This is a genomic window from Caballeronia sp. HLA56 (assembly GCF_054655155.1).
Genome location: NZ_BAAHOB010000001.1, coordinates 160,774 through 183,344 on the forward strand (window position 1 = coordinate 160,774; position 22,571 = coordinate 183,344).

Annotated in this window: 24 protein-coding genes; 15 read left to right on the forward strand and 9 right to left on the reverse strand. The window is 61.0% G+C overall.

All coding sequences use genetic code 11. The features are described 5' to 3' along the window. Nucleotides 1-28 precede the first annotated feature (28 nt). On the reverse strand, nucleotides 29-1,078 hold the full coding sequence (locus ACYQ47_RS00780; RefSeq protein ID WP_459904203.1) for a beta-ribofuranosylaminobenzene 5'-phosphate synthase family protein: 1,050 nt from the start codon (nucleotides 1,076-1,078) through the stop codon (nucleotides 29-31). A gap of 83 nt (nucleotides 1,079-1,161) precedes the next feature. Then, nucleotides 1,162-1,536 carry a 4a-hydroxytetrahydrobiopterin dehydratase gene (locus ACYQ47_RS00785; RefSeq protein WP_244828801.1) on the reverse strand — a complete coding sequence of 125 codons (375 nt, stop codon included), beginning with the start codon at nucleotides 1,534-1,536 and terminating at the stop codon, nucleotides 1,162-1,164. Between the two features lie 347 nt (nucleotides 1,537-1,883). On the opposite strand from ACYQ47_RS00785, the gene ACYQ47_RS00790 reads away from it, so the two are divergent. The 11 genes from ACYQ47_RS00790 to ACYQ47_RS00840 all read left to right on the forward strand — a co-directional run bounded on the left by ACYQ47_RS00790 (nucleotide 1,884) and on the right by ACYQ47_RS00840 (nucleotide 12,124). After that, complete coding sequence (locus ACYQ47_RS00790) at nucleotides 1,884-3,701, forward strand: methanol/ethanol family PQQ-dependent dehydrogenase (RefSeq protein ID WP_244828800.1); 1,818 nt, start codon at nucleotides 1,884-1,886, stop codon at nucleotides 3,699-3,701. A gap of 122 nt (nucleotides 3,702-3,823) precedes the next feature. Beyond that, the gene (locus tag ACYQ47_RS00795) at nucleotides 3,824-4,237 is read left to right on the forward strand and encodes a c-type cytochrome (protein WP_244828799.1); all 414 of its coding nucleotides are present in this window, start codon (nucleotides 3,824-3,826) and stop codon (nucleotides 4,235-4,237) included. A 57-nt stretch (nucleotides 4,238-4,294) separates the two neighbouring features. After that, on the forward strand, nucleotides 4,295-5,224 hold the full coding sequence (locus ACYQ47_RS00800) for a substrate-binding domain-containing protein (protein ID WP_250467531.1): 930 nt from the start codon (nucleotides 4,295-4,297) through the stop codon (nucleotides 5,222-5,224). Then, nucleotides 5,221-5,973, forward strand: a complete 753-nt coding sequence (locus tag ACYQ47_RS00805) for a hypothetical protein (protein ID WP_459904204.1) — start codon at nucleotides 5,221-5,223, stop codon at nucleotides 5,971-5,973. The genes ACYQ47_RS00800 and ACYQ47_RS00805 overlap by 4 nt, the downstream gene beginning before the upstream one ends. A gap of 66 nt (nucleotides 5,974-6,039) precedes the next feature. Beyond that, the gene (locus ACYQ47_RS00810) at nucleotides 6,040-7,014 is read left to right on the forward strand and encodes a LysR family transcriptional regulator (protein WP_244828797.1); all 975 of its coding nucleotides are present in this window, start codon (nucleotides 6,040-6,042) and stop codon (nucleotides 7,012-7,014) included. Beyond that, the gene (locus ACYQ47_RS00815) at nucleotides 7,011-7,937 is read left to right on the forward strand and encodes a quinoprotein relay system zinc metallohydrolase 2 (RefSeq protein WP_309848382.1); all 927 of its coding nucleotides are present in this window, start codon (nucleotides 7,011-7,013) and stop codon (nucleotides 7,935-7,937) included. The genes ACYQ47_RS00810 and ACYQ47_RS00815 overlap by 4 nt, the downstream gene beginning before the upstream one ends. Nucleotides 7,938-7,971: 34 nt before the next feature. Then, nucleotides 7,972-8,835 carry a quinoprotein dehydrogenase-associated SoxYZ-like carrier gene (locus ACYQ47_RS00820; protein WP_250467528.1) on the forward strand — a complete coding sequence of 288 codons (864 nt, stop codon included), beginning with the start codon at nucleotides 7,972-7,974 and terminating at the stop codon, nucleotides 8,833-8,835. 11 nt (nucleotides 8,836-8,846) lie between these two features. Continuing rightward, nucleotides 8,847-9,764, forward strand: coding sequence for an MBL fold metallo-hydrolase (locus tag ACYQ47_RS00825; protein WP_250510400.1), 918 nt, complete (start codon nucleotides 8,847-8,849; stop codon nucleotides 9,762-9,764). Between the two features lie 39 nt (nucleotides 9,765-9,803). Beyond that, on the forward strand, nucleotides 9,804-10,112 hold the full coding sequence (locus tag ACYQ47_RS00830) for an EthD family reductase (protein ID WP_244828793.1): 309 nt from the start codon (nucleotides 9,804-9,806) through the stop codon (nucleotides 10,110-10,112). A 154-nt stretch (nucleotides 10,113-10,266) separates the two neighbouring features. Beyond that, nucleotides 10,267-10,881, forward strand: coding sequence for a TetR/AcrR family transcriptional regulator (locus tag ACYQ47_RS00835; protein ID WP_250510399.1), 615 nt, complete (start codon nucleotides 10,267-10,269; stop codon nucleotides 10,879-10,881). A 37-nt stretch (nucleotides 10,882-10,918) separates the two neighbouring features. Further along, nucleotides 10,919-12,124, forward strand: a complete 1,206-nt coding sequence (locus ACYQ47_RS00840; RefSeq protein ID WP_250510398.1) for a YbfB/YjiJ family MFS transporter — start codon at nucleotides 10,919-10,921, stop codon at nucleotides 12,122-12,124. On the opposite strand, the gene ACYQ47_RS00845 is transcribed toward ACYQ47_RS00840, so the two are convergent. The 3 genes from ACYQ47_RS00845 to ACYQ47_RS00855 form a co-directional block, all read right to left on the reverse strand. After that, nucleotides 12,121-12,873: a Pr6Pr family membrane protein gene (locus ACYQ47_RS00845; RefSeq protein WP_459904205.1), complete on the reverse strand. Its 753-nt coding sequence runs from the start codon at nucleotides 12,871-12,873 to the stop codon at nucleotides 12,121-12,123. The two genes, ACYQ47_RS00840 and ACYQ47_RS00845, sit on opposite strands and share 4 nt — an antisense overlap. A 103-nt stretch (nucleotides 12,874-12,976) precedes the next feature. Then, on the reverse strand, nucleotides 12,977-14,281 hold the full coding sequence (locus tag ACYQ47_RS00850) for an MFS transporter (RefSeq protein ID WP_244828789.1): 1,305 nt from the start codon (nucleotides 14,279-14,281) through the stop codon (nucleotides 12,977-12,979). 100 nt (nucleotides 14,282-14,381) lie between these two features. After that, nucleotides 14,382-15,761: an NAD(P)H-dependent oxidoreductase gene (locus ACYQ47_RS00855; protein WP_250527013.1), complete on the reverse strand. Its 1,380-nt coding sequence runs from the start codon at nucleotides 15,759-15,761 to the stop codon at nucleotides 14,382-14,384. A 143-nt stretch (nucleotides 15,762-15,904) separates the two neighbouring features. On the opposite strand from ACYQ47_RS00855, the gene ACYQ47_RS00860 reads away from it, so the two are divergent. The 4 genes from ACYQ47_RS00860 (at nucleotide 15,905) to phnE (ending at nucleotide 19,574) form a co-directional block, all read left to right on the forward strand. Further along, on the forward strand, nucleotides 15,905-16,798 hold the full coding sequence (locus tag ACYQ47_RS00860; protein WP_250467523.1) for a LysR family transcriptional regulator: 894 nt from the start codon (nucleotides 15,905-15,907) through the stop codon (nucleotides 16,796-16,798). 117 nt (nucleotides 16,799-16,915) lie between these two features. Beyond that, on the forward strand, nucleotides 16,916-17,743 hold the full coding sequence (gene phnC, locus ACYQ47_RS00865) for a phosphonate ABC transporter ATP-binding protein (protein WP_310394083.1): 828 nt from the start codon (nucleotides 16,916-16,918) through the stop codon (nucleotides 17,741-17,743). A gap of 29 nt (nucleotides 17,744-17,772) precedes the next feature. Continuing rightward, entirely contained in the window at nucleotides 17,773-18,744 is a 972-nt protein-coding gene (phnD, locus tag ACYQ47_RS00870) for a phosphonate ABC transporter substrate-binding protein (RefSeq protein WP_459904206.1), read from the forward strand. Nucleotides 18,745-18,839: 95 nt separating this feature from the next. Further along, on the forward strand, nucleotides 18,840-19,574 hold the full coding sequence (gene phnE, locus ACYQ47_RS00875; RefSeq protein ID WP_370652221.1) for a phosphonate ABC transporter, permease protein PhnE: 735 nt from the start codon (nucleotides 18,840-18,842) through the stop codon (nucleotides 19,572-19,574). 6 nt (nucleotides 19,575-19,580) lie between these two features. Here phnE and ACYQ47_RS00880 read toward each other — a convergent pair whose 3' ends face one another. From ACYQ47_RS00880 to phnF, 4 genes are read right to left on the reverse strand one after another with little or no spacing between them, the layout of a single operon-like run. Beyond that, the gene (locus tag ACYQ47_RS00880) at nucleotides 19,581-20,408 is read right to left on the reverse strand and encodes a CHAD domain-containing protein (RefSeq protein ID WP_459904207.1); all 828 of its coding nucleotides are present in this window, start codon (nucleotides 20,406-20,408) and stop codon (nucleotides 19,581-19,583) included. A 55-nt stretch (nucleotides 20,409-20,463) separates the two neighbouring features. Further along, nucleotides 20,464-21,030, reverse strand: coding sequence for a phosphonate metabolism protein/1,5-bisphosphokinase (PRPP-forming) PhnN (phnN, locus tag ACYQ47_RS00885; protein WP_459904208.1), 567 nt, complete (start codon nucleotides 21,028-21,030; stop codon nucleotides 20,464-20,466). Beyond that, complete coding sequence (locus ACYQ47_RS00890; protein ID WP_459904209.1) at nucleotides 21,027-21,725, reverse strand: DUF1045 domain-containing protein; 699 nt, start codon at nucleotides 21,723-21,725, stop codon at nucleotides 21,027-21,029. The genes phnN and ACYQ47_RS00890 overlap by 4 nt, the downstream gene beginning before the upstream one ends. Beyond that, on the reverse strand, nucleotides 21,722-22,480 hold the full coding sequence (gene phnF / locus ACYQ47_RS00895; protein WP_250467518.1) for a phosphonate metabolism transcriptional regulator PhnF: 759 nt from the start codon (nucleotides 22,478-22,480) through the stop codon (nucleotides 21,722-21,724). Before phnF ends, ACYQ47_RS00890 begins: the two co-directional genes overlap by 4 nt. Nucleotides 22,481-22,571 lie beyond the last annotated feature (91 nt).

Sequence of the window (22,571 nt, forward strand, 5' to 3'; positions counted from 1 at the left end):
GGTCGATTTGGAATTGATGAACGCAGGTTCAGGCAGCATCCGCGCCTTGCTCGCGGCGGTCGGCGGCACGCCATGTCGCGCCGCGATTGCGGCCGGTAGCGATGGAAAAGGTGAGGGGTGCGCGAGGCGTCACGCGTTGCGCGGTGGCGAGTGCGCGTTCGGCGTCCTGCGCGCTTGCGACGAACGCGAAGCCGACCGGTCCCCATGACGTCTGCCCGATGCCGGCCTTCTGCTCGGCGGCGACGGCTTCGAGCGCGCGCGCCACGGCGGGGCTCGCGAACACGCCGCCTTGCACGGGCGCGAAGTATTCGCCGATGGTCTGCTGCAAGTCGCTGATGGCGTCGGCGAAGGTATCGAAGTCGCTTTCGGCGGCGGCGGGCAGGATACGCATCAGCGCGAGATGACTGAGATGCGCGGCGAGTGTTTCAGGGAAGGGATCGAGTGCGGCAAGTCCGCGCCTTTCTTCGTCGCCGTGCAGACCTTCGCGCGAGGTGTCGTCGATCAGAAGCACGCGCCAGTCATCGGGGAAGGCCTGGCGCGAGATCAGCGGCGGCAACGTATTCGCGGATGCGTGGCGCATGTCGCGGCCGCCGTCGAGAATGAGGCCGCCGTGATCGAAGCCATGAATGCCGATGCCGGAGCGCGCGCCCCGTTTGAGTATGCGCGCGATGTCCGCAGTGTCTATGCCGTTGTGACCGGTTGCTCGTGCGAAGGCGGTGCCGAGCGTCAGGGCGAGCTGCGTGCCAGAGCCGAGGCCCGTATGCGAGCGCGGTGCTTCGTGTACGTCTATATCGACGGCACGCGGTTCATTGAGCGCCGCCTGCAATTGCTGAAGGTAATGAGCGATACGCTCTTTCTGCGCTTCCGTGACATGGCCTTCTATCTGCGCCGTCTGCTGCCGCGTGCCATGAGCGATGCGCGCGGTGAGACGCGTGCCGTGTCCTTCTATCGCGAGCCCGAGGCTGCCGAAGGCGCGGCCTGAGGAGCCGTTCGGATCGAGGAAGCCGAGATGCAGGCGCGCGGGTGCTTCGACCGTGATCGCCGGTGAAGGCGATAAGCGTCGGGGTGAGGTTGGCATCGCGGCTCGTGTTCCTTCAGGGGGTTTCGGGCTTCCCTGTTAGGCAAAAGTTATACCAAGACTGCACGCGCCGCGTGGCTGGGCTAGTCGTACTTGATATAGCGGAAGCGTTGATCGTCGGATGGCGTGCCGTCGAGCGGACCGTCTTCCTTGCCTGGCTGCCACTGCACCACGTCTTCGATACGCGTGGCGAGCGCGAAGTCCTTGTCGGTAATGCCCTTCGCCGAATGCGTCTTGAGCTTGACCACGACGAACGCATAAGAGACGGTCAGGTCGGGATGATGCCAGGCCGCTTCGGCAAGATGCCCGACCGTATTGACGACCATGAGCGTGCCCTTCCAGCTCTCGGTCTTGAACTTGCGCCTGAGCCATCCGTCCTCGAGATACCAATGCGCGAGCGGACCCGTAAGCCGTTCCCGCACCTCTTCATCCGAGTAGACCTTCTCTGCTTGAGCCATGACGTTGCCTCCTTATGGAAAACACCGAGTATGCGCCGCGTGCGTTGATCGTGAAGCGGCGCTGCGCAATGCTGCGACGCGTCATGTGACACCTGAGCAAGCGTTGCTGTTCCATCACATGAAGCCTTTCGCGTATTTGACACAGTATGTGTCGCACGCCGCCATTCGCACGCCACAAAACAAGCGTTCGCAAACCGGCATGGAATATGCAAATGCCCGGTCACGCAAGATCCCGGCAATGTACCGGGGCACAAGCGAATCTCGTTACCTGCATTCAGAAGGCGCGCACGATGCAAACGGTAGCGTGGTCATTCCCGGGTCGGAGGCATCATCATTCTGGAGGAGACATGAACTTACGCACCCTGGTTCTTGGACTGGCGGTGGTCGCAACGGCAGGCCTCAATTCGTACGTGGCGCAGGCTGATTCGCAACTCGACACCGCAATCAAGAATCCTTCGAACTGGGCGGCGCAAGCGGGCGATTATTCCAATCACCGCTATAGCACGCTCAAGCAAATCAACGAGAACAACGTCGGCAAGCTACAGGTTGCCTGGACCATGTCCACCGGTGTGCTGCGAGGCCATGAAGGCTCGCCGCTCGTCATCGGCGACACGATGTATATCCATTCGCCGTTTCCCAACAAGGTTATCGCCATCAGTCTGAAGGACCAGACGTTCATCTGGCAATACCAGCCGAAGCAGGACAATCAGGTCATCTCGGTGATGTGCTGCGATACGGTCAACCGTGGTCTCGCATATGGCGACGGCAAGATCTTCCTGCAGCAAGCCGACACGAAGCTCGTCGCGCTCGACGCCAAGACCGGCGACGTCGTGTGGACCGCGCAAAACGGCGATGCGAAGAAAGGCGAAACCAACACCAACGCGCCGCACGTCTTCGGCGACAAGGTGTTGACGGGCATCTCCGGCGGCGAGTTCGGTGTTCGCGGCCGGCTCATTGCCTACAACATCAAGGACGGCAAGGAAGTCTGGAAGGCCTACAGCACCGGGCCCGACAATGAAATGCTGATGGACCCGCAGCAAACGATGACCTGGACCGACGGCAAGATGGCGCCCATCGGTGCGGACTCGTCGCTCAAGAGCTGGCAGGGCGATCAGTGGAAGTATGGCGGCGGGACCACATGGGGCTGGTATGCATGGGACCCGAAGCTCAACCTTGTCTACTACGGTACAGGCAACCCCGGCACGTGGAACCCGACGCAACGACCCGGCGACAACAAATGGTCGATGTCGATCTTCGCGCGCGACCTGAATACCGGCAAGGCGAAGTGGGTCTATCAAATGACGCCTCACGACGAGTGGGACTATGACGGCGTCAACGAAATGATCCTGTCGGACCTGAACATCAACGGCAAGAAGACGCCGGCGATCGTTCACTTCGACCGTAACGGTTTCGGCTATACGCTCAATCGAGAAAGCGGCGAACTGCTCGTGGCGCAGAAGTACGACCCGGCGGTGAACTGGGCCAATAGCGTCGATCTGAAGAGCGGCCTGCCGATTCGTAACGCCAGCTACTCCACGCAGGCAGCCGGTCCCGATCACAACGTCAAGGGCATCTGCCCGGCGGCGTTGGGCTCGAAAGACCAGCAACCCGCCGCATTCGATCCGAATTCGAGCCTGTTCCTCGTGCCGACGAACCACGTCTGCATGGACTACGAGCCGTTCCAGGTCGACTACGTGTCGGGTCAGCCGTTCGTCGGCGCCACGCTCTCGATGTTCCCTGGTCCGAACGAGAACGGCGCGATGGGTAACTTCATCGCGTGGGATGCGTCGAAGGGCAAGATCGCATGGTCCAAGACGGAGAAGTTCTCGGTGTGGTCCGGCGCGCTCGCAACCGCTGGCGGCGTGGCGTTCTACGGCACGCTCGAAGGCTACATCAAGGCCGTGCGTATCAAGGACGGCAAGGAACTGTGGAAGTTCAAGACGCCGTCCGGGATCATCGGCAACGTGTTCACCTATCAGTACCAAGGCAAGCAGTTCATCGGCGTGTATTCGGGCATCGGCGGCTGGGCTGGCATCGGCATGGCAGCGGGACTCGAAAAGTCGGCGGAAGGCCTGGGCGCGGTGGGCGGCTATCGTGAGCTTGCAAAGTACACGGCACTCGGCGGCACGCTCTTCGTGTTTGCCATTCCGGGCAGCGCGGGCTGATTACGTATCAGCCGTTTCGTTAGCCTGCAACTAGTTCGATTCGAAGCGTAATGACGCGCGGCGGTCAGGGAGTCCGCCGCGCGTGCAAACCCCACATACGAGATATTCAAGGAGACAAGCGAATGAAAGGCCGATCACTCTTGCTGCTGTCGATTGCGCTTGCGGCGTCCAGCGCTTCGTTTGCCCAGACGAGCCCGGGACAAATGAAGCCCGTGGCGTACAAGGTCGTCGATGGCAACAAGGTCGATGCCGATACGCTGCAAGGATGGCGTACCTGGCGCGCGCTCGCGTGCGAACGTTGTCACGGGGCGAAGCAGGAGGGTCTCGTCGGCCCGTCGCTCGTCGATGCTTTCAAGACGTTGGACAAGAACGAGTTTCATCGCACCGTGTTTGGCGGACGCGTGGATAAGGGTATGCCCGATTTCAGCGCGAGCCAGATGATGCAGAAAAACTGGGAGAATCTCTTTGCGTATCTGAAGGGACGCTCAGACGGCAAGATCAATCCGGGCGATTTACAAGCGCTCGATGCGAAGTGATTGCGTTCGTTGCTTGTCCGATGTTGCATGAAGTTGCATTTGAACCCGGAGGTATCGATGTCAGATCGTAATGGAAGCCGCGCCGCTTCGTTCCGATTCCCGGCCGTATCGAACACGGTATGCGCGGCGTTGCTCGCGTTCACGGCGCAAACGGTCTTCGCGCAGGGCGCGGGTACACCGCCGCCGAACTTGCCTAACAACGACGGCGCGGACGGCGTGCTGCGCGTGTGCGCGGATCCGAACAACATGCCTTTGTCGAATCAGAAGGGCGAAGGCTTCGAGAACAAGATCGCAAGCCAGATGGCAAGCGACTTCGGCTACAAGCTCGAATACACGTTTTATCCGCAACGCATGGGATTCGTGCGCAATACGCTGCGCGACAAGGCACCGAGCACGGATCAGTTCAAGTGCGATCTGATTATCGGTGTGCCCAAAGGTTATGAACTCACCGCGACCACGCGCCCTTATCTGCACTCGACCTACGCCATGGTGTTCCCGAACCGGCCGGAGTACGCGAGCATCAAGTCGCCGGCCGATCTCATGAATCTGCCGCCGGATCAGTTGAAGAAGATGAAGCTCGGCATCTTCGTGAAGAGTCCCGCGACTGACTGGCTGTTGCAACACAATCTGATTGAACAGGCGGTGTCGTATCAGGGGCAAAGCGGCGATCCCGATGCCTTTCCCGGCGAGATGATCGAGCATGATCTGTCGCAAGGCAATGTCGATGCCGCCTTCGTCTGGGGCCCGATTGCTGGCTATTTCGTGAAGCTCTCGGATAACAAGGCGCGCCTCGTGCCGTTCGCACCGCAACCCGGCATTCGCTTCGATTATGAAATTTCGATGGGCGTGCGTTACGGCGAAAAAGCATGGCGCGACAAGGTGGATAACTGGATTGCGTCGAACCAGCCGAAGATCGATCAGATACTGACGAGCTATCAGGTTCCGTTGCTGCCGCTGCAGCCGTTGCAGCCGGCCTCCACGCAATGAGGTTCGCCATTCGAGGTATTGCCCTGGCTTGCGCGCTTGGCGGCTTCGTCTCGCTGATGCCGCCGGCCTCGTTCGCGGCGGATACACCGCCTGCTTCCGCGCCTGCCACCGAGATTGCACCAGCCGAACGCTTGCTGTTCATGGAGCCGCATCTGGATGGCGTGGATCAGCAAACCGAGCTCGACTATGCGGTGGATTTTTCCGGGCCGCCAACGAAGGTCAAGGACACGGTCCGCGTGCTCGTGGTAAGCAAGGGCAACACGAAGAACGATGCGCGCGTGTCCGATCGCACGGGCAACGTGGACGTGCCAGGGGGGCTGCCGTGCAATCCGGTGATCATCTATTTTCTGGAGCATGACATCACGGAGATGCAGGAGCTAACGGGCGGGCAGCGTCGCTACTTTCAGCAGCGCGTGAGACTGGCGCTTGCGGCAAACCCGGCAATTACGCCTGTTTCCGGCGAGGCGCTCGGGCTGGCCAGGAACGTGAAAGCGAAGCAGATCGTCATTCAGCCCTTCCTCAACGATCCCAATGCGGAACGTCTGCAGCAATACACGAACAAGCGCTACACCTTCGTCGTTGCCGATGATGTTCCCGGACACGTCGTCTTGATTCGCACCGAAGTGCCGGGCGCGGGGAACGACTTCGCGCATCCGCTGCAGAAGGAAACGGTCGCTTATTCGGGCGCGCTCAAGAACATGGCCACGCCGGGAGGAAAGGTCGGCAACGCGCCACGGGCCAGTCGTTGAGGTGGATTGCACGAGCGCCGAGGCAAGCCGCTAAATGGTTCAGGAACGCCTCACGGATACGCCGCTGTGAACTTCATCCGCTCTCTCACCTTGCGCCAGTTGCAGATCTTCGTTATAGCGACGCGCTGTCCGAGCTTCGCACGTGCAGCGGAGGAACTGCATCTGACGCAGCCCGCGGTATCCATGCAGATCAGGCAACTGGAAGAGGCGGTCGGCTTGCCGCTCTTCGAACGCGTGGCGCGGCGTCTTTCGCTGACGGAAGCGGGCGAACGCCTCTCGCATCATGCAAGCAGAATTCTCGGTGAGATCAAGGACGCCGAAGACGCGATGATGTCACTCACGCAAGCCGACAGCGGATCGATTGCGGTGAGTATCGTGAGTTCCGCGACTTACTTCGCGCCCAAGTTGCTCGCGCTGTATTCGCAGCAGTTTCCCAAGGTCGATGTGCGTTTTTCGGTCGGTAATCGCGAGACCTTGTTGAGGCTCCTGCAGGACAACGCGACCGACCTTGCCATCATGGGCCGCCCGCCGCCCGAACTCGGCACGACTGCAGAGCCGCTTGCTTACCATCCGCATGTGATCATCGCGCCGCTTTCGCATCCGCTGAAAACTGCGCGACGCTTCGATCTGCAGGAGCTTGCCAACGATACTTTCCTCCTGCGCGAACCTGGTTCCGGCACACGTGCCGTCGCCGAGCATGTGTTTAGGCAGAACCTCTTCACGCCATCGCGCAGCGTCACGCTCGGCAGCAACGAGACCATCAAGCAGGCCGTGATGGCGGGCATGGGCGTGAGCCTCATTTCGTTGCATACCTTGGGGCTCGAATTGCGCACGGGTGAGATCGCCGTGCTCGACGTGAACGGCACGCCCGTCGAACGTACGTGGCAACTCGTGCATTCGCGTTCGAAGCAACTCTCGCCGACGTGCCTTGCGTTTCGGCGCTTTCTTCTCGAACACGCCGAGCCTTTCCTCGAGCGCGAGTACGAACAGTTCGGCCTGCGCCGAACAAAACGTCTCGCCGATGCGGACAAGGTCCGATGAGCGCTGCTTTACGCTTCGCCGCGTTCCTGGTGCTGTGCGCGGCATCGGCACATGCGTTTGCAGAGGCCTCGTTTACGGTGAAGGAACTCGCGCCGGGGAACTACGTGCATCGCGGACACGACGAGCTTGCCACGCCTGCGAACGGCGGCGATATTGCGAACGTCGGCTTCATCGTCGGCGAGCGCTGTGTCGCTGTGGTCGATACCGGCGGCACGCTCGCGGAAGGGCGCGCATTGCGCGCGGCGGTGCGCAGGGTGACGCCCTTGCCCGTCTGCTACGTGATCAATACGCACATGCACCCGGATCATATCTTCGGGAATGCGGCCTTCAAGGACGACCATCCGCAATACGTGGGCAGCGCCAAGCTTGCGCAGGCGGAGGCATTGCGCGCGGAGAACTACCTGCGTGCGCTGAAACGCGAACTGGGCGATGAAGCGAGCGGCAGCGAAATCATTGCACCGACGATGACGATAGACGGCACGTCCACGCTCGATCTCGGCGGGCGCACGCTCACGCTGCAAACTTGGAAAACAGCGCACACCAACAACGACATGACGGTATACGATGAGAAGAGCGGCACGCTGTGGCTAGGCGACCTGCTTTTCGTGCATTGCATTCCCGTGGTGGATGGCAGCGTGACCGGTTGGCTTGACAATATCGCCCGCATTAAGCAGATGAATCCGCGGCATGTCGTACCCGGTCATGGCGACCTGGACGCGCCGTATCCGCGCTCGCTCGACGACGAGCAACAGTACCTCGCGAATCTGGCGCGCGATGTGCGTGCGGCCATCAAGCGCGGCGAAACGATTCAGCAGGCCGTGGATACCATCGGTCTCGGCGAGCGCGACAAGTGGCGGCTCTACGATGCCTATCACGCGCGCAACGTCACCGCTGTCTATGCTGAACTGGAGTGGGAGCAGTAGCGGCGCACGCCGCGTTGCAGCAAAGGAGGACACCATGAAGACGATCAGGCTTGGCGCACGCGCAGGCTTAGGGTTTGTCGCGGCGCTCACCATGTTTGCGCCTTACGCTTCGCATGCGGCGCAACCCGACGACGATCCAGACAAGGTGGCGCGCTGGCTCGACTTCAAGGAAGGCGCGTTCAAGGGGCGGCCGATCGACACGAAAGGCGATGCCGTCATCAAGTTCGATGCACCCAAACGCGCCGCCGATGCCGCCGTCGTACCCATTGCGATCAGCGCGCAGTTTCCGCAGACGAGCACGCATTACATCAAGAAGATTTATCTTTTCATCGACGAAAATCCCGAGCCCTACGCCGGTTCTTTCGAGTTCACGCCAGACTCCGGACTTGCCAGCATCGAGACACGGGTGCGGGTAGAGGATTACACGTTCATGCGTGCCATCGCCGAAACGAACGATGGACATCTGTATAGCGCGGTGCGTTTCATCAAGGCATCGGGTGGTTGCTCCGCGCCTGCGGGCAAGGACGAAGACGCGGCCGAACGCGCGGCGGGTCAGGTACGTTTGCAGGCGGAAGGCGCCCCTATTGCGGGCAAGCCCGAACTCGCGCAATTGATGGTGCGCCATCCTAATCGCACCGGCATGGCGATGGATCAGGTCACGCGCAACTATGCGACCGCGTACTTCGTGCGCAAGGTTGCCGTGACTTATGGCGGCAAGCCCGTGATGACCGCCAACGTGAATTTCTCGATCAGCGAGAACCCCAACTTCCGCTTCTATTTTCTGCCGACGGAAAACGGTGAATTGAAGGTCGCTATTGAAGACACGAAGAACAAGCGGTTCGACGGCGAGGTTGCGATCACGACGCAATCGGGCACGCAAACCTCGGCCATGAAATGATGGGGCGCGGCTTGCGTGCGCTCATCGGTGCGTTGTTCCTCGCATTTTGCGCCGTCGTTCATGCGGCGATGAGCGGCATGCCCGCGCCCGTCGCAGTGGCGCCGGGCGTGTATGCGTTTATCGGTGACGGCGATGCTGTCGCGCCCGCGAATCACGGCATGGTCGCGAACAACGGCTTTATCGTGGGACCGAGCGGCGTGACGGTAATCGATACGGGAGCTTCGTACCGCTACGGACGCGCGATGATCGAAGCCATTCGCAAAGTCACGCCGCTACCCGTCACGCTCGTGATCATCACGCATCAAGGACCGGAGTTCGTTTTTGGCGCGGCGGCGTTCCGCGATCAGGGCGTGCCGATTCTCGCGCATTACCGCACGGCTCAGTTGATCCGGGAACGTTGCCCAATCTGTCTCGCGAACCTGCGAAAGACCCTCGGTGAAGACGAGATGGCAGGCTCGCGCGTCACGGTTCCCGACCGAACGGTGGAAGGCACCACGGAAGTCGTGAATGGCGATCGCAAGCTGCAATTGCTGCACTTCGGACCGGCAAGCACGCCAGGCGATCTGGCCGTGCTCGATACGCAAAGCGGCGTGTTGTTCGCGGGTAGTCTGATCTCGAACGGGCGCATCCCCGAACTGCGCAACGAGGACATTCATGGCTGGCTCGCGGCGCTGGAGAATCTGCGCGGACTCGAATCGAAGACTATCGTTCCGGCGTTCGGACCGCCGTTGAGCAACGACGACATCATGCAGACAGGCCTTTATCTGCGCGAACTCGACAGCGCGGTCAGACGCGCATATCGGAGCGGCATGGGACTGACCGAGGCCATGCATACCGTCGACTTGCCCGCCTTTCACGGCTACAAGCTCTATGGCATAGCGCAGCCGCAGAACGTGCAACGTATCTATCTACAGTTGGAGAAGCAGTAACGCATTGTTGTTCAAGACAAACACTCAGGAGACAAGACGATGGCCCAGCTCGTTGCGCTTTACAAGAATCCGTCCGATACGAAGGCATTCGACGACTACTACGCCTCCACGCACGCGCCGCTTGCGAAGACGTTGCCGGGGCTAAAGAGTTACCAGATCAGCACGGGGCCGGTTGCTACCGCGCAAGGCGAGTCGCCGTATTACCTCGTCGCGCTGCTCGAATTCGAATCGCTCGAAGCGATCGAGTCCGCGCTCGGGTCGCCTGAAGGCCAGAAGACCGCCGGCGACTTGGCGAATTTCGCGCAGGCGGGCGTCGAGCTGCTGATGTTCGACACGAAAGACGCCTGACAGCACGGTTGTTTTTCCGCATACGAAAAAGCCGGCGCTTCGCCGGCTTTTTCGTTGGACGACGGTTCAAGCAGGTTTTGTATCCATCGATATATAATTTGTTCTGTGGCGTCCGATATAAAACGTGACGCAACCATGGGATGGAGCCTGCATCATGGCGCGACCGCGCAATTTCGACGAAGACGATGTGCTGAACACCATAGCCGAAGCGTTCTGGACGCACGGCTATGAAGGTACGTCCACACGTGACCTCGTGCAACTGACGGGTCTCACGCAACCGAGCCTTTACAACGCGTTCGGCGACAAGCGCGCGCTCTTTTTGCGCGCGCTCGATCACTATCTCGAACATACGTTGCGCGAGCGTATCGAGCGTCTCGAAGCCACTTGCACGCCTGCGCACGCCGTTGCGGGCTTCTTTCGCGAGATCGTCGAGCGCTCGGTATCGGACGAACACCGGCGCGGCTGCATGCTGGTCAATGCCGCGCTCGCGGCGCCGCTCGAGGACGAGGCGTTTCACGAACTCATCGCGAAGGAAGTCGAGTTGTTACGCGGCTTCTTCGAGCGCTGTCTTTCCGCCGCGTTCAAAAGCGGCGAGATCGAACGCATGATGTCCGCAACCGATGCCGCCACGAGTCTGCTCGCCGTGCTTCTCGGCGTGCGCGTGCTGGCGCGTATCGATCCTCAGCCGAAGCTGCTCGTGGCGGCTGTCGCTCCCACGCTCATGCTGCTGAAACTTCCGCCAATGCGTGCGAAGTTCGCCACGCGTTAGAACACACGTCACGCCATTCGCTCCGGGAGTCAACATCATGCAGGATCAAGCGTCGGCCTTACGCGCCGGTCAATCGGATTCACTCGACATGCGTTCCATCTACGCCATGCTCGCGGGCTTCTGCGCGAGTCTCGTCGCGATAGGTCTCGCGCGCTTCGCTTATACGCCGCTCATTCCACCGCTTATCGAAGCGCATTGGTTCACGTCGTCGCAAGCGGTGACGTTGGGTGCAGCCAATTTCGCGGGCTATCTCGCGGGCGCGTTGTTCGGCAGGGCCATGGCATCGACGCTCGGCAACCGGCTCGCGTTGCGCCTCTTGATGGCCATTGCCACGGCCGCGTTTTTCGCATGCGCGTTTCCGTTGTCGATTGCCTGGTTCTTCGGCTGGCGCTTTCTTTCGGGACTTTCGGGCGGCGCGATCATGGTGCTCGTCGCAACCACGATCCTTCCGCATATCGCGCCCGCACGGCGCGGCTTTGCAAGCGGCATGATCTTCTTCGGGCTGGGCTTCGGCATCGCGGCATCGGGCACGCTCATTCCGCGGCTGCTGCATTACGGCTTGCAGGCGACGTGGATCGGACTCGGCGTGTTCTCGCTTGTGTTGACGGCTGTCGCTTGGTTCGGCTGGCCATCGACGAATCCTCCCGTGCCTGCCGTGACCAAGGAGGCGCATGGCGCGCGTCATGACGGCACGCGTCTGCGCCTGCTTTACGCGCAATACGCGGCGAACGCACTGGGTCTCGTGCCCGCGATGATTCTGCTCGTCGACTACATCGCGCGAGGGATCGGACGCGGCGCCGGCGTCGGTGCGAGCTATTGGGTGCTGTATGGCGTGGCGGCTATCTTCGGGCCGCTCATCTGCGGAAATTTGGGCGACCGGATCGGCTTTGGCCGCGCGTACCGCTACGCGTTGATCGTGCAGGCGGCTGCAGCCGCGCTGCTCGCGATGTCGGGCCATCCCTATGTGATCGGCCTTGCGACCGTGATTCTCGGGCTCTTCACGCCCGGTATCGTGCCGCTTGCACTGGGCCGCGTGCATGAATTGCTGCCGCACGATCACGCGGAGCAGCGCGCCTCATGGAGTCGCGCGACTTCGGCGTTCGCGCTCTTTCAGGCGGTCGGCGGCTATGGCTACTCATTTCTTTTCTCGCATACGCATAACAACTACGCGCTGATCTTCGCATGCGGCGCGCTGGCGTTGACTGCCGCATTCGTCGCCGATCTGTTCGTGAATCGTGACTAACGCGATGGGCCCGTGTCGTCCGATTCCATGCCGGGGTCGGAAATGCGCAAGTCCTGGCGTCTGTGATTGATGACGATGAATACGCTCATCAGAATCAGAAAGCTGGCGACTAGCATGGCCGAGTTGAAGAACACGCGCTCGTAACCGAGTTCCGCCACGTTGATGAACCAGTAGGGATAGAAGTCGGATGCACTGCCGCGCCATAACGTAATGAAGAGATAGCAGAGCGGATAGACGAGCCATAAGGCGCAGCGCCGCAATGACAGATGAAAGCGCGGCACGAAGAGCACCCAGTAAAGCGCGGCGAGCGCGGGCACGACCGTATGCAGCGATTCATTGACGAGCGCACGATAACCCGATGGCGTCCATAGCCATCGCAACAACGCGTTATAGGCAATGCCCACGAACACGATATACACGACCACCGCCGTTACCACCGTCGGTTGACGAAAGAAGCGCGCAATGGGCGCGTTCGCGCGTATGGCCACGCAGGTGAAGCATAACGCCGTCAAGAACACCGTGAGGTTGGTGAGATAACTGGTGGTACGCGCAATGCCGTCGATCACGGTAAAGCCGCGTCCGACCATGCGCGCGATGGTGATATCCGTCTGCGCGGCCAGCGCGAGCCACGCAATCATGGCGATGGCGGCCGCCACGCCGAGCGATGCGGTGCTGGGCGTGTGCAGCGGCAAGTCGTGTTCGGGTGCGCGCGACGGCGTGCTCGAGGATTGTGAAGACGAGTCGGTCATGCACCCATTTTATCGACGCGCGTCGGCCCTTGCAGCGTTGCAAAAAGCACGGCCGCCTGCCATGTTCGTTGAAAACGGCAGGCGGCTCGTTCGTCGCTCGATTTCAATGATCCGCTAGCTTCCCGGAAATCGAACGCACCGCGAATGCGCCGATCACCATGAACACTGCAACCGCATAAAGTCCGATGCTGTTGTTATGCGTCGTGACATTGAGCCACCCGACCATATACGGCGACACGAAACCCGCGAGATTGCCTACGCAATTGATTCCTGCAATGCCCGCCGCCGCCGAGGTTCCCGCAAGAAACGCAGCCGGAATGCCCCAGAACAGCGACAGCGCGGACAAGATTCCAGCGGCCGCCACACTCAACGCAATGACCGCAAGCACGGGTTGCTGTCCCACGTATCCGCTTGCCGCAAAGCCTATTGCACCGATCACGAGCGCAATGGAGAAGTGCATGCGCCGGGAGCGGAACTTGTCGGCGCTGATGCCCGTGAGAATGATCGCGGGAATCGCGACGATATACGGAATCGCCGAGAGCCAGCCGATCACTTCGACGTTCTTGAGCCCTGTGTCCTTGATGATCGACGGCAGCCAGAAGCTGATGCCATAGAGGCCGATGATCTGGCAGAAGTAAACGCCGGCAAGCTTCCAGATGTTGCGGTCGGAAAGGAACGCGCGGGCGTCGTGGTGCGCGGTCTTGTCGCCTTCCTCGCGCTCGACTGCTTGCGTCACGAGACGCTTCTCGTCGTCGGTGAGCCAGCGTGCCTTGCTTGGCTTGTCGACCATCATGAAGAGCACGGCGAAACCCACGATAAACGCTGGAATTGCTTCGATGAGGAACAGCCATTGCCACGCCGACATCACGGCCGAATGCTTGAACGCGGTCAGTATCCAGCCCGACAACGGACCCCCCACGATGCCGGCAAGCGGAATGGCGATGTAGTACACACCATAGGCGAAGCCGCGTTTTCTCGCCGGGAACCAGTACGTCAGATACAGCATGATGCCCGGTGAGAAACCCGCTTCCGCGATGCCGAGAAAGAAGCGCACGAGATAGAACTGAAACGGCGTCTTGACCACGAGCGTGAGCGCCGAAACGATCGCCCACGTGATCATGATGCGCGCAATCCAGCGCCGCGCGCCCACGCGATGCAGGATGAGATTGCTGGGCACCTCGAAGATGAAGTAGCCGATAAAGAAGATACCGGCACCGAGGCCATACACCGCATCCGAAAAGCCGAGATCGGAAAGCATCTGCAGCTTCGCGAAGCCCACGTTGACGCGGTCCAGATAGTTGCAGAGATAGCAGAGCACGATGAACGGCATGATGCGCCACGTGATCTTGCGGTAGACGTCCGCACTGCCTGCTTGCGTAACGCCGAGAGTTTCGCTGATTTGGCTCATGTCTCCTCCGTCGCCCTTTGCCGGGCGTTTAGAGATGGCGAACGCCCGGACCATGAGATGGACCGGGCGTGCCGCGGATCAAAATGTCTTCATCGATGAACTAGCTCGCGAGCTTTTGCGACGGTAGTTCAAGCTTCATCTCGGCGCGAAAGAATTCTTCCATCTCGCGTCGTACCCGCACGGCTTCCTTGCTTGCGTCGAATGCCACATCGCTCCAGCGCACGGGTTGTCCCGCAGGCACGGCGCGTTGCAGCACCATGTTGTGCGCAAGGCCGATAGGCAACGCACCGAGCAGCAACGAGTCCGCAGCGGGCATCAGTTTGCCGTACACGGTGTGGCCGCCTTCGCCGTCGAGCCGCTCGCCCGCGCGCAGATCGCGCTTCGCGGTGGCGGCGACATCGCCATGAAAGCCAGTTGTCGCGCCGGTTGCTTCGCCACGCACGGCGATGCTCGCGATCGACTGGCCCAGTTCCAGGCCGATCAGGTGATACGGCTTGTACATGGCGGCGAAGCGACCCGTGCTGTCGGTCTTGAGACCGTACTGCGAGAAGCAGTCGCGCACGTAGTCCGTGGGGGCTTCGATGACGACGTAGACGCCCCAGCGCAGATCGCGGAACACGGGGCGCCCATCGCGTTCCAGCGACGACACTACTTCCACGCTACCGCGATGCGGCAGGATCCCGCCTTCCGATGCGGGACGCAGCACGCTTGGCAGATCGTCCACGCCGCATGCGGGGAACGCGAGGCCGTCGGCGGGCGGACGCAGATCGCATCCGTTGGAAACAGCGGCCATCTCGAGCGCGGACTTGGTGCCGTCGAGAAACGAGTTGAACATCTGCGCGTTGAAGTCGCCGGAGCCGACCTGTTCCTCGGTGAAGCCGTAATGGCCCCACACGGTATCGGGCGTCGACTGATGGTAGATCGGCAGATACTTCGTGCCCTTGCCCGCGCAGATTACATCGAAGCCGATGGTGCGTGCCCAGTCCACGAGTTCCGCGATGAGCGCGGGTTGATCGCCCGAAGCCATCGAATAGATGATGCCCGCCTCTCGTGCGCGGCGTGCGAGCAGCGGGCCTGCGAGCACATCGGCTTCCACGTTCACCATGACGATGTGCTTGCGATGCTTGCAGCACAGCAGCGCGTGATGAATGCCCGCGGCAGGGCTGCCCGTTGCATCGATCACGATATCGACATGGTCGCTTGCGATCATGGCATCGGCGTCGTCGGTGATATAGGTCGAGCCGTTGCCGATGGCTTCGTTCCACGATGCTGCCGAATAACGCGCCTCATCCCAGCCCACACGTTTGAGCGCGGCACGCGCGCGCTCGGGCGAGAGATCGGCCACGCCGGTGAGATGAATGCCGGGCGTGCGCGGCGCTTGCGAGAGATACATCGAACCGAATTTGCCCGCACCGATCAGACCGACCTTGACCGGCTTGCCTTCCTGCGCGCGCGCCTTGAGTTTCGCAATGAGCGACATGCTGTTTGTCTCCATTCAGGCTTTAGTGTCGTGACGATCGAGCCGCATCGTCTGCTCCGCATTCGCAGAGTTGAAGAAAAGATAGCAGCGTGTTTCTTGCAATAGAATGGGCAAATCGGCAATCGCTCTGTGCAGAAATCCTCATGCGTGGTTTCGACTGGGACGACATTCAGGCATTTCTCGCCATTTCGCGCGCGGGCAGGCTCACCGTGGCCGCGCAGCAAATGGGCGTGGATCATTCGACCCTGAGCCGGCGTGTGGCCGCGCTTGAAACCGCACTCGGTGTGCGACTGTTCGACCGCAGTTCCCTAGGGTTTGTGCTGACCCCCGAAGGCGAACGCGTACTAAGCGATGCGGAAGGCATGGAGAGCCTTGCATTGCACATGCGGCATCGTCTCGAAGATGCGTCCATTGGTCTGACGGGAAGCGTGCGCATCGGCACGCCGGAAGGCTTCGGTACTTACTTTCTCGCGCCGCGTATTTCCAAGCTCTCGGCCATGCATCCGCAACTCGAGATCGAATTGATCGCGAATCCGCGCATGTTCAGTCTTTCGAAGCGCGAAGCCGATCTCGCTGTCAGCATGACGCGGCCAGCGCAAGGGCGCGTCTATGCGCACAAGCTCACGGACTATGCGTTGGGCGTCTATGCCGCGCGCGAATATCTCGCGACACATGCGGCAATCGTCACGCGTCGCGATCTGCTCACGCATCCGTGGGTCGGCTATGTCGAGGATCAGATGTGGTCCGCTGAACTGAACTATCTGCCGCAGGTATCGAGCACGCTCACGCCGACCATTCGCATCTCCAACGTGATCAGTCAGACGGCCGCCGTCGCGGGCGGCGTGGGTCTCGGCGTGCTGCCGTGTTTCATGGCGCGCAGGGAACCGAACCTGGTGCGGCTTTTTGCGGATCAAATTGCGCTGAGTCGTTCTTACTGGCTCGTGACGCTTGCCGAAACGCGCGATGTCGCACGCGTCAAACTGCTTGCGGATTTCATTCGCACCGAGTGCCAAGGCACGTGGTTTCTCGAAGAATAAACTCCCGGCCGCACGCGCCAGGTGATGTATTCATCTAGACGTCTCATCAGCGTCACTTTCTCGTCATGTTGCCTTTCTAGAATTTGCCCAACGTTACAGCGGCAGACGAGGAAAGCCATGGACGCAATTCGTATCGAGCGTCTCACCAAGACGTTTCGCAATGGCCGCAAGGCGCTTGATGCCGTCGATCTGCGCGTGGAAGAGGGCGAAATGGTCGCGCTCATCGGTGCGTCGGGCTCGGGCAAATCGACGCTCTTGCGCCATATCGCGGGCTTTATCGCATCGGATGCGGCGCCCTCGCATGTGACGCTGCTCGGCAGGCCGATTCAGCAGAACGGCAAGATCGTGCGTGAAGTGCGCGCCATTCGTCGCGATGTCGCCTTCGTGTTTCAGCAGTTCAATCTGGTGGGACGTCTTTCGGTAATCACCAACGTACTCATCGGCGCGCTTACGCGTGTGTCGCTATGGCGGCGTCTCTCAGGGCGTTTTCCGCGCGACGAACGCGCGCTGGCGATGGACTCGCTTACCGCGATGGGTATTGGCGAACATGCGCTCGAACGCGCGAGCAACCTGTCGGGCGGACAGCAGCAACGTGCGGCGCTCGCGCGTGCACTCGTGCAGCGTGCGCGCATCGTGCTCGCGGATGAACCAATTGCCTCGCTAGATCCTGAATCTGCGCGGCGCGTGATGGAGCTCATGCAGTCGCTAAATCGCGATCACAGACTCACGGTGATCGTGTCGCTGCATCAGATCGACATAGCGATGAAGTACTGCACGCGCACGGTTGCCTTGCGCGATGGCCGCGTGGTCTACGACGGCGCATCCGCGAAGCTCACGCCCATGCTGTTGCGCGAACTGTACGGCGCGGCCGCCGCTGAATTGCTGGCCGATCACGACGAGCGTGAACATCTCTCCGCGATTTTTGCCTCTGTCGCCACATCCTGAATCGCAATCAAACTACGGACCGCATCTCCATGAAATCAGCCCGTACCTTCCTGGCCGGCGCGGCACTCGCGTCATGCTTCCTGAACTCGGTGGCCTTTGCCGATACGCTCAGCTTCGGCATCATCTCGACGGATTCTTCGTCGGCGCTCAAGCAACGCTGGCAACCGCTCATCGACGATCTGAACAAACAGACCGGTCTCGATGTGAAGGCGTATTTCGCCACGGACTATGCGGGCATTATCGAAGCAATGCGCTTCAACAAGGTGCAGATCGGCTTCTTCGGCAACGCGTCCGCCATCGAAGCGGTGGACCGCTCCAACGGCGAAGTCTTTGCGAAGGTCAAGTACAAGAGCGGCGAGGCGGGCTACTACTCCGTGCTTATCACGAACGCCAACAGCAAGTGGAAGAGCGTCGATCAGGTGCTGAAGAACAGCCACGATATCAATTTGGGCTTCGGCGATCCGAACTCCACTTCCGGCACGCTGGTGCCTTCATATTATCTCTTCGCGAAGAACGGGCTTTCGGCGAAGACCTCGTTCAAGAGCGTGTTGCCTTCGAGCCATGAAGCCAACATGCTCGCGGTCGTCAACGACAAGATCGATGTCGCGACCAACAACACCGACATGCTCGACACCATCAAGACGCAGCATCCCGAGCTATATCCGAAGGTGCGTGTGCTGTGGAAGTCGCCGCTCATCGCGTCAGACCCGCTCGTGTGGCGTCGCGATCTGCCGCAGACAACGAAGGACAAGCTGCTGAACTTCTTCGTTCACTACGGCGAAAAGGACCCGCGCGAACAGTCCGTGATGACGGCTATCTCCGGCTATTCGGGCTTCGCGGCATCGTCCAATGCGCAGCTCGTGCCCATTCGTCAGATGGCGCTCTTTCACAAGAAGGAACAGGTGCAGAACAACGCTCATCTGGATGACGCCGACAAGAAAGCGCAAATCGCATCGCTCGATCAGCAGTTGTCCGCGCTCGATGGCTTGGCGGCGAAGTGATGAAGCCGCTCGATATCTCGACCTTTGCCGCGGGTGTGAGCAAGCCCGAGGAAGCGCCTGTGCAAGCGCCGCGCGGCAAGCGTAGCTGGGTGTCGATGCTCGGCTGGATCGTGCTTATCGCCGTACTCGGCGCGTCGTGGCAAAGCGCGGACATGCGTCCGCTCGATCTGCTCGGCGCATCCGGCAACATGAGTCAGTTCGCGCGCGACTTCTTTCCGCCCGACTTCACGGAATGGCGCACGTACGCGCACGAGATGATCGTGACGCTCGCCGTCGCTGTCTGGGGCACGGCGCTCGCGCTCATTTGCGCGGTGCCTTGCGGCTTGCTGTCGGCGCAGAACATCGCGCCGGTGTGGATCGCGCAACCAGTGCGGCGGCTCATGGACGCGTGCCGCGCGATCAACGAGATGGTCTTCGCGATGCTGTTCATCGTCGCGGTCGGGCTCGGGCCGTTTGCAGGTGTGCTCGCGCTGTGGGTGCATACCACGGGCGTGCTGGCGAAGCTCTTCGCGGAAGCGGTCGAAGCGGTGGATGCGCGTCCCGCCGAGGGCGTGCGCGCCACGGGAGCGAGTAGTCTCGACGAGATCGTGTATGGCGTGTTGCCTCAAGTGCTGCCGCTGTGGATTTCGTTCGCGCTGTATCGATTCGAGTCGAACGTGCGCTCGGCGATGGTCGTCGGCATGGTTGGCGCGGGTGGCATCGGCGTAGTGCTTTACGAGGCCATCCGCTCGTTCAACTATGCGCAGACCGCAGCGGTCATGCTGATCGTCGTGGTGATCGTATCGCTGATCGATCTGGCGTCGGGATGGGTGCGCGAGCGCGTGATCTAGAAGGCGTTATCGAAGCGACTTGAGCGCCTGCTTCATGCGGCGCTTTTGTTGCTTCTTCAAAGTACGCAAGGCTGGCTTCGCGGCGGCGGCATTGGGCAAGGCGTCGCTCTTGTCGAGGAGATCGCGGCTCGCAACGACATCGTTCAATGCGCCCAGATGCTTTTGCAGACGCTTCAGCTGCTTTAGTCCACCGCGTTCCTTCTCGGCAAGCAGGGGCATGAAGAACTCCATCAGGTAGCGCACTTTCTTACCCGCTTTGCGCACTTCGTGCAGCGCGGCATATTCCGGGCGCTTCACTTGCCGCACGCGCTTGATGCGTTTCTTCAATTGTCTTCGCGCATTACGAACTCTGTCAGAAGCGAATTGCTCGATAGCCACGCGCTTTCTTGCGGTGTTGAGTTCGCGGTTGGCTTCCGCCACGGCTTCGCGCAAGACGCCCTTGATATCCGCGTTATTGAGTGTCGCTTTACTGGTCCTCAATGCTGCATCGCGATGGCCGCGCAATGCCTGCGCGAGATCCGTGTCTTCATGCTCGCTCATCAATTCGATCAGGATGTCCCAATCGCGCGTGCTGCCGGCTGCCTGCGCGAGATAACGCAAGAGGGCGCGCTGCTTGTCGTCGAACGCATCGTCGAGGATCGGGCGATACGCCCAAAAGAGACTGCGCAGACGCCGTAGCGCTATCCTGAGCTTGTGCAGTGTTTCGGCATCATCGCTCTGTTCCAGTTCATGCGCGTGCTGCAGCGCTTCTTCAACGAGCGGTGAGGCATAGGTGCGAAACTGCGATTCGGCGGTGACGCCTGACAACGTGTCTTTCGATCGTCCGGATTTCATAGGTAATCTTTTATCGAAGGAATGTCGTGGGCGTTCGCAAGAAACGTTCCGGCGATTATGAGCCGGTCTCGTCTATGGCGCGGAGAAATTGCGTGCCCGCGTCGGCCAGAAGCCCGGAGTTGTCGATGTTCACCACGCGCGCATGCCTGGGCAGTTCGAGGGAAGGACGGCGCGCAAGACGCGCTTCGATCTGCCGCGCGTCTTCACGTCCGCGCCTTGCTAACCGCGCGGCCAGCACTGCGGGCGCGGCATCGATATAAACGAAGCATGCATGCGGATAGCGGGAGAGGGCGGCATCCGCGTGTTGACGCGAACCGTTCACGACCACCGGTCTGCCGCGTTCGAGCCATGCATCCACTTCGATGCCAATGCCATAGCACAGGCCGTGACTTTCCCAATGCATCGAGAAAAGTCCATACGAAAGACGCGCCTTGAATTCTTCATGCGTCAACGCAATGTGGTTCTCGCCGTCGCCGACTGCACGCGTGATGTACCGATGCGCGAACATCACGCGTGCGCCGACGCGTTCGCGCGCAAAGCCGAGCAGCGAGTCCTTGCCCGCGCCCGACGGGCCCATGACATAGATGAGTCGTGCGCTATCGAGTGTGTCGTTCTGGCTCATGCCCCTTCCCGTACGTTGTTGAACGGCAGCCGCTGCCACAAGGTGAACGGCTCGCCCGGTGCGCTTTCCACGAAAAGCGCCGCACCATGCACAGGCAGCGCGCCGAGCGTGTCGATCTTGCGCGTCCATGCCGATACGACCGAACCGCGCGCGTGGGTGTCATCGAGCGAATCGCAGAGGGTCATGTGGAAGCGGTATTCATCGAAGACATAGGGATAGCCCCATTCACGTACGAGCGCGATTTGCCGCTCGCTCATGCCGTCGACAATGCGCCGCTCGATGTCCCCTGCCGATGGCATCGCGCGAACTGCTGCGAGCGCTTGCAGCGCGCTTGCGGCCATTTCGCGCAAGCGTTCGTCGTCGTTTTCCTCCGATGCGCGCAACGCCACGAAGCGGCCCATTTCCGCTACGCGCACCGGCATCTCAAAGCGCGTGACCGACGACGCCCAGGCACGCGCGGCCGCGAGCACATCGGCGGGTTGCACGCCGCTCGCGCAATGGAACGGCGGCACGATGGTCGCATGCCAACCATAGCGGCGCGGCGCGCGTGTGATGTCGTGCGCTGCCGTTTCCATCGAGAGTCCGCTTTCCGCGTCGCGCCCGAGCCATTCGCAACCAGCACGCCACCATGCGGATGCGGCGGGCGGCGCGTAATACAGTGCGATGCGCGCTTCGTCACTCCATGCAGCGCTCATAGATCGTGCTCGACCATCAACTGCACGCGATCTGCCGCGAAGTGAGTCACGCCGTACTTGACGGGCACGCCGCGTTCATCGACATCCACATTCTCGACCCACAGCACCGGCTGCTGCCGGTTGATCTGCAAGCGCCGCGCGACATCCGACGAAGGCAACACGCTGCCGATACGGCTCCACTTGCGCATATAGTCCTTGACGCCGAACTCCGCGAGCGCCGCAGTGATGCCGCCTGTCGCTTCGATCACCGTGGGAAGCTCGGGAAAACGCGCGGCGGGATACCAGTTGCGTGCGTAGGTCAGCGGCACGGCGTCGGAGTCATGACGCGTTTCGAGCTGATAGACGAGCGTGCCCGCACGCAGAGCGAGCGCCTTCGCGACGGTAGGGTCGGCCTTCACGCGTTCGGAAGAGAGCACGACGCCCGTGGACGTCTGCTTCTGACGGCGAATGTTTTCCGTGAAGCGCGTGCGCCTGCCGATTTGATAGTCGATCGCTCCAGGCTGCACGAAGGTGCCGCGTCCCTGTTCGACGCTTACGAGACCCGTTGCGGCAAGACGCAGCATGGCGCGGCGCACGGTATGACGATTCACGTCGAAGCGCCGCGCCAGTTCCGCTTCGCTCGGCAGACGGCCTTCCTCGCCGAAGCTCTTCGAGGCGATCTCCGCCGAGAGTATCTGCTCGATCTGCCGCCAGACCGCGACCCCCGCGCCGCGTTCGACGGCGTGTCCCGGCGCCGCGTTTTCGTTCGATGTCATGTAGGTGTCATTCCCGTCGGTTTGAATATCGCTGTTGGGCATTGTAGTGCGCAAATGGTGATGGAAATATGAAAGCCCACTTATCCAGACG

Bases quoted from the DNA above. Each gene is read 5' to 3' on its own strand.
- phnF (WP_250467518.1), bottom strand. From the start codon at position 22,480: ATGACATCGAACGAAAACGCGGCGCCGGGACACGCCGTCGAACGCGGC.
- ACYQ47_RS00795 (WP_244828799.1), top strand. From the start codon at position 3,824: ATGAAAGGCCGATCACTCTTGCTGCTGTCGATTGCGCTTGCGGCGTCC.
- ACYQ47_RS00890 (WP_459904209.1), bottom strand. From the start codon at position 21,725: ATGAGCGCTGCATGGAGTGACGAAGCGCGCATCGCACTGTATTACGCG.
- phnD (WP_459904206.1), top strand. From the start codon at position 17,773: ATGAAATCAGCCCGTACCTTCCTGGCCGGCGCGGCACTCGCGTCATGC.
- ACYQ47_RS00800 (WP_250467531.1), top strand. From the start codon at position 4,295: ATGTCAGATCGTAATGGAAGCCGCGCCGCTTCGTTCCGATTCCCGGCC.
- ACYQ47_RS00815 (WP_309848382.1), top strand. From the start codon at position 7,011: ATGAGCGCTGCTTTACGCTTCGCCGCGTTCCTGGTGCTGTGCGCGGCA.
- ACYQ47_RS00805 (WP_459904204.1), top strand. From the start codon at position 5,221: ATGAGGTTCGCCATTCGAGGTATTGCCCTGGCTTGCGCGCTTGGCGGC.
- phnE (WP_370652221.1), top strand. From the start codon at position 18,840: ATGCTCGGCTGGATCGTGCTTATCGCCGTACTCGGCGCGTCGTGGCAA.
- ACYQ47_RS00845 (WP_459904205.1), bottom strand. From the start codon at position 12,873: ATGACCGACTCGTCTTCACAATCCTCGAGCACGCCGTCGCGCGCACCC.
- ACYQ47_RS00820 (WP_250467528.1), top strand. From the start codon at position 7,972: ATGAAGACGATCAGGCTTGGCGCACGCGCAGGCTTAGGGTTTGTCGCG.
- ACYQ47_RS00840 (WP_250510398.1), top strand. From the start codon at position 10,919: ATGCAGGATCAAGCGTCGGCCTTACGCGCCGGTCAATCGGATTCACTC.
- ACYQ47_RS00855 (WP_250527013.1), bottom strand. From the start codon at position 15,761: ATGTCGCTCATTGCGAAACTCAAGGCGCGCGCGCAGGAAGGCAAGCCG.
- phnN (WP_459904208.1), bottom strand. From the start codon at position 21,030: ATGAGCCAGAACGACACACTCGATAGCGCACGACTCATCTATGTCATG.
- ACYQ47_RS00835 (WP_250510399.1), top strand. From the start codon at position 10,267: ATGGCGCGACCGCGCAATTTCGACGAAGACGATGTGCTGAACACCATA.
- phnC (WP_310394083.1), top strand. From the start codon at position 16,916: ATGGACGCAATTCGTATCGAGCGTCTCACCAAGACGTTTCGCAATGGC.
- ACYQ47_RS00850 (WP_244828789.1), bottom strand. From the start codon at position 14,281: ATGAGCCAAATCAGCGAAACTCTCGGCGTTACGCAAGCAGGCAGTGCG.
- ACYQ47_RS00780 (WP_459904203.1), bottom strand. From the start codon at position 1,078: ATGCCAACCTCACCCCGACGCTTATCGCCTTCACCGGCGATCACGGTC.
- ACYQ47_RS00880 (WP_459904207.1), bottom strand. From the start codon at position 20,408: ATGAAATCCGGACGATCGAAAGACACGTTGTCAGGCGTCACCGCCGAA.
- ACYQ47_RS00785 (WP_244828801.1), bottom strand. From the start codon at position 1,536: ATGGCTCAAGCAGAGAAGGTCTACTCGGATGAAGAGGTGCGGGAACGG.
- ACYQ47_RS00790 (WP_244828800.1), top strand. From the start codon at position 1,884: ATGAACTTACGCACCCTGGTTCTTGGACTGGCGGTGGTCGCAACGGCA.
- ACYQ47_RS00830 (WP_244828793.1), top strand. From the start codon at position 9,804: ATGGCCCAGCTCGTTGCGCTTTACAAGAATCCGTCCGATACGAAGGCA.
- ACYQ47_RS00860 (WP_250467523.1), top strand. From the start codon at position 15,905: ATGCGTGGTTTCGACTGGGACGACATTCAGGCATTTCTCGCCATTTCG.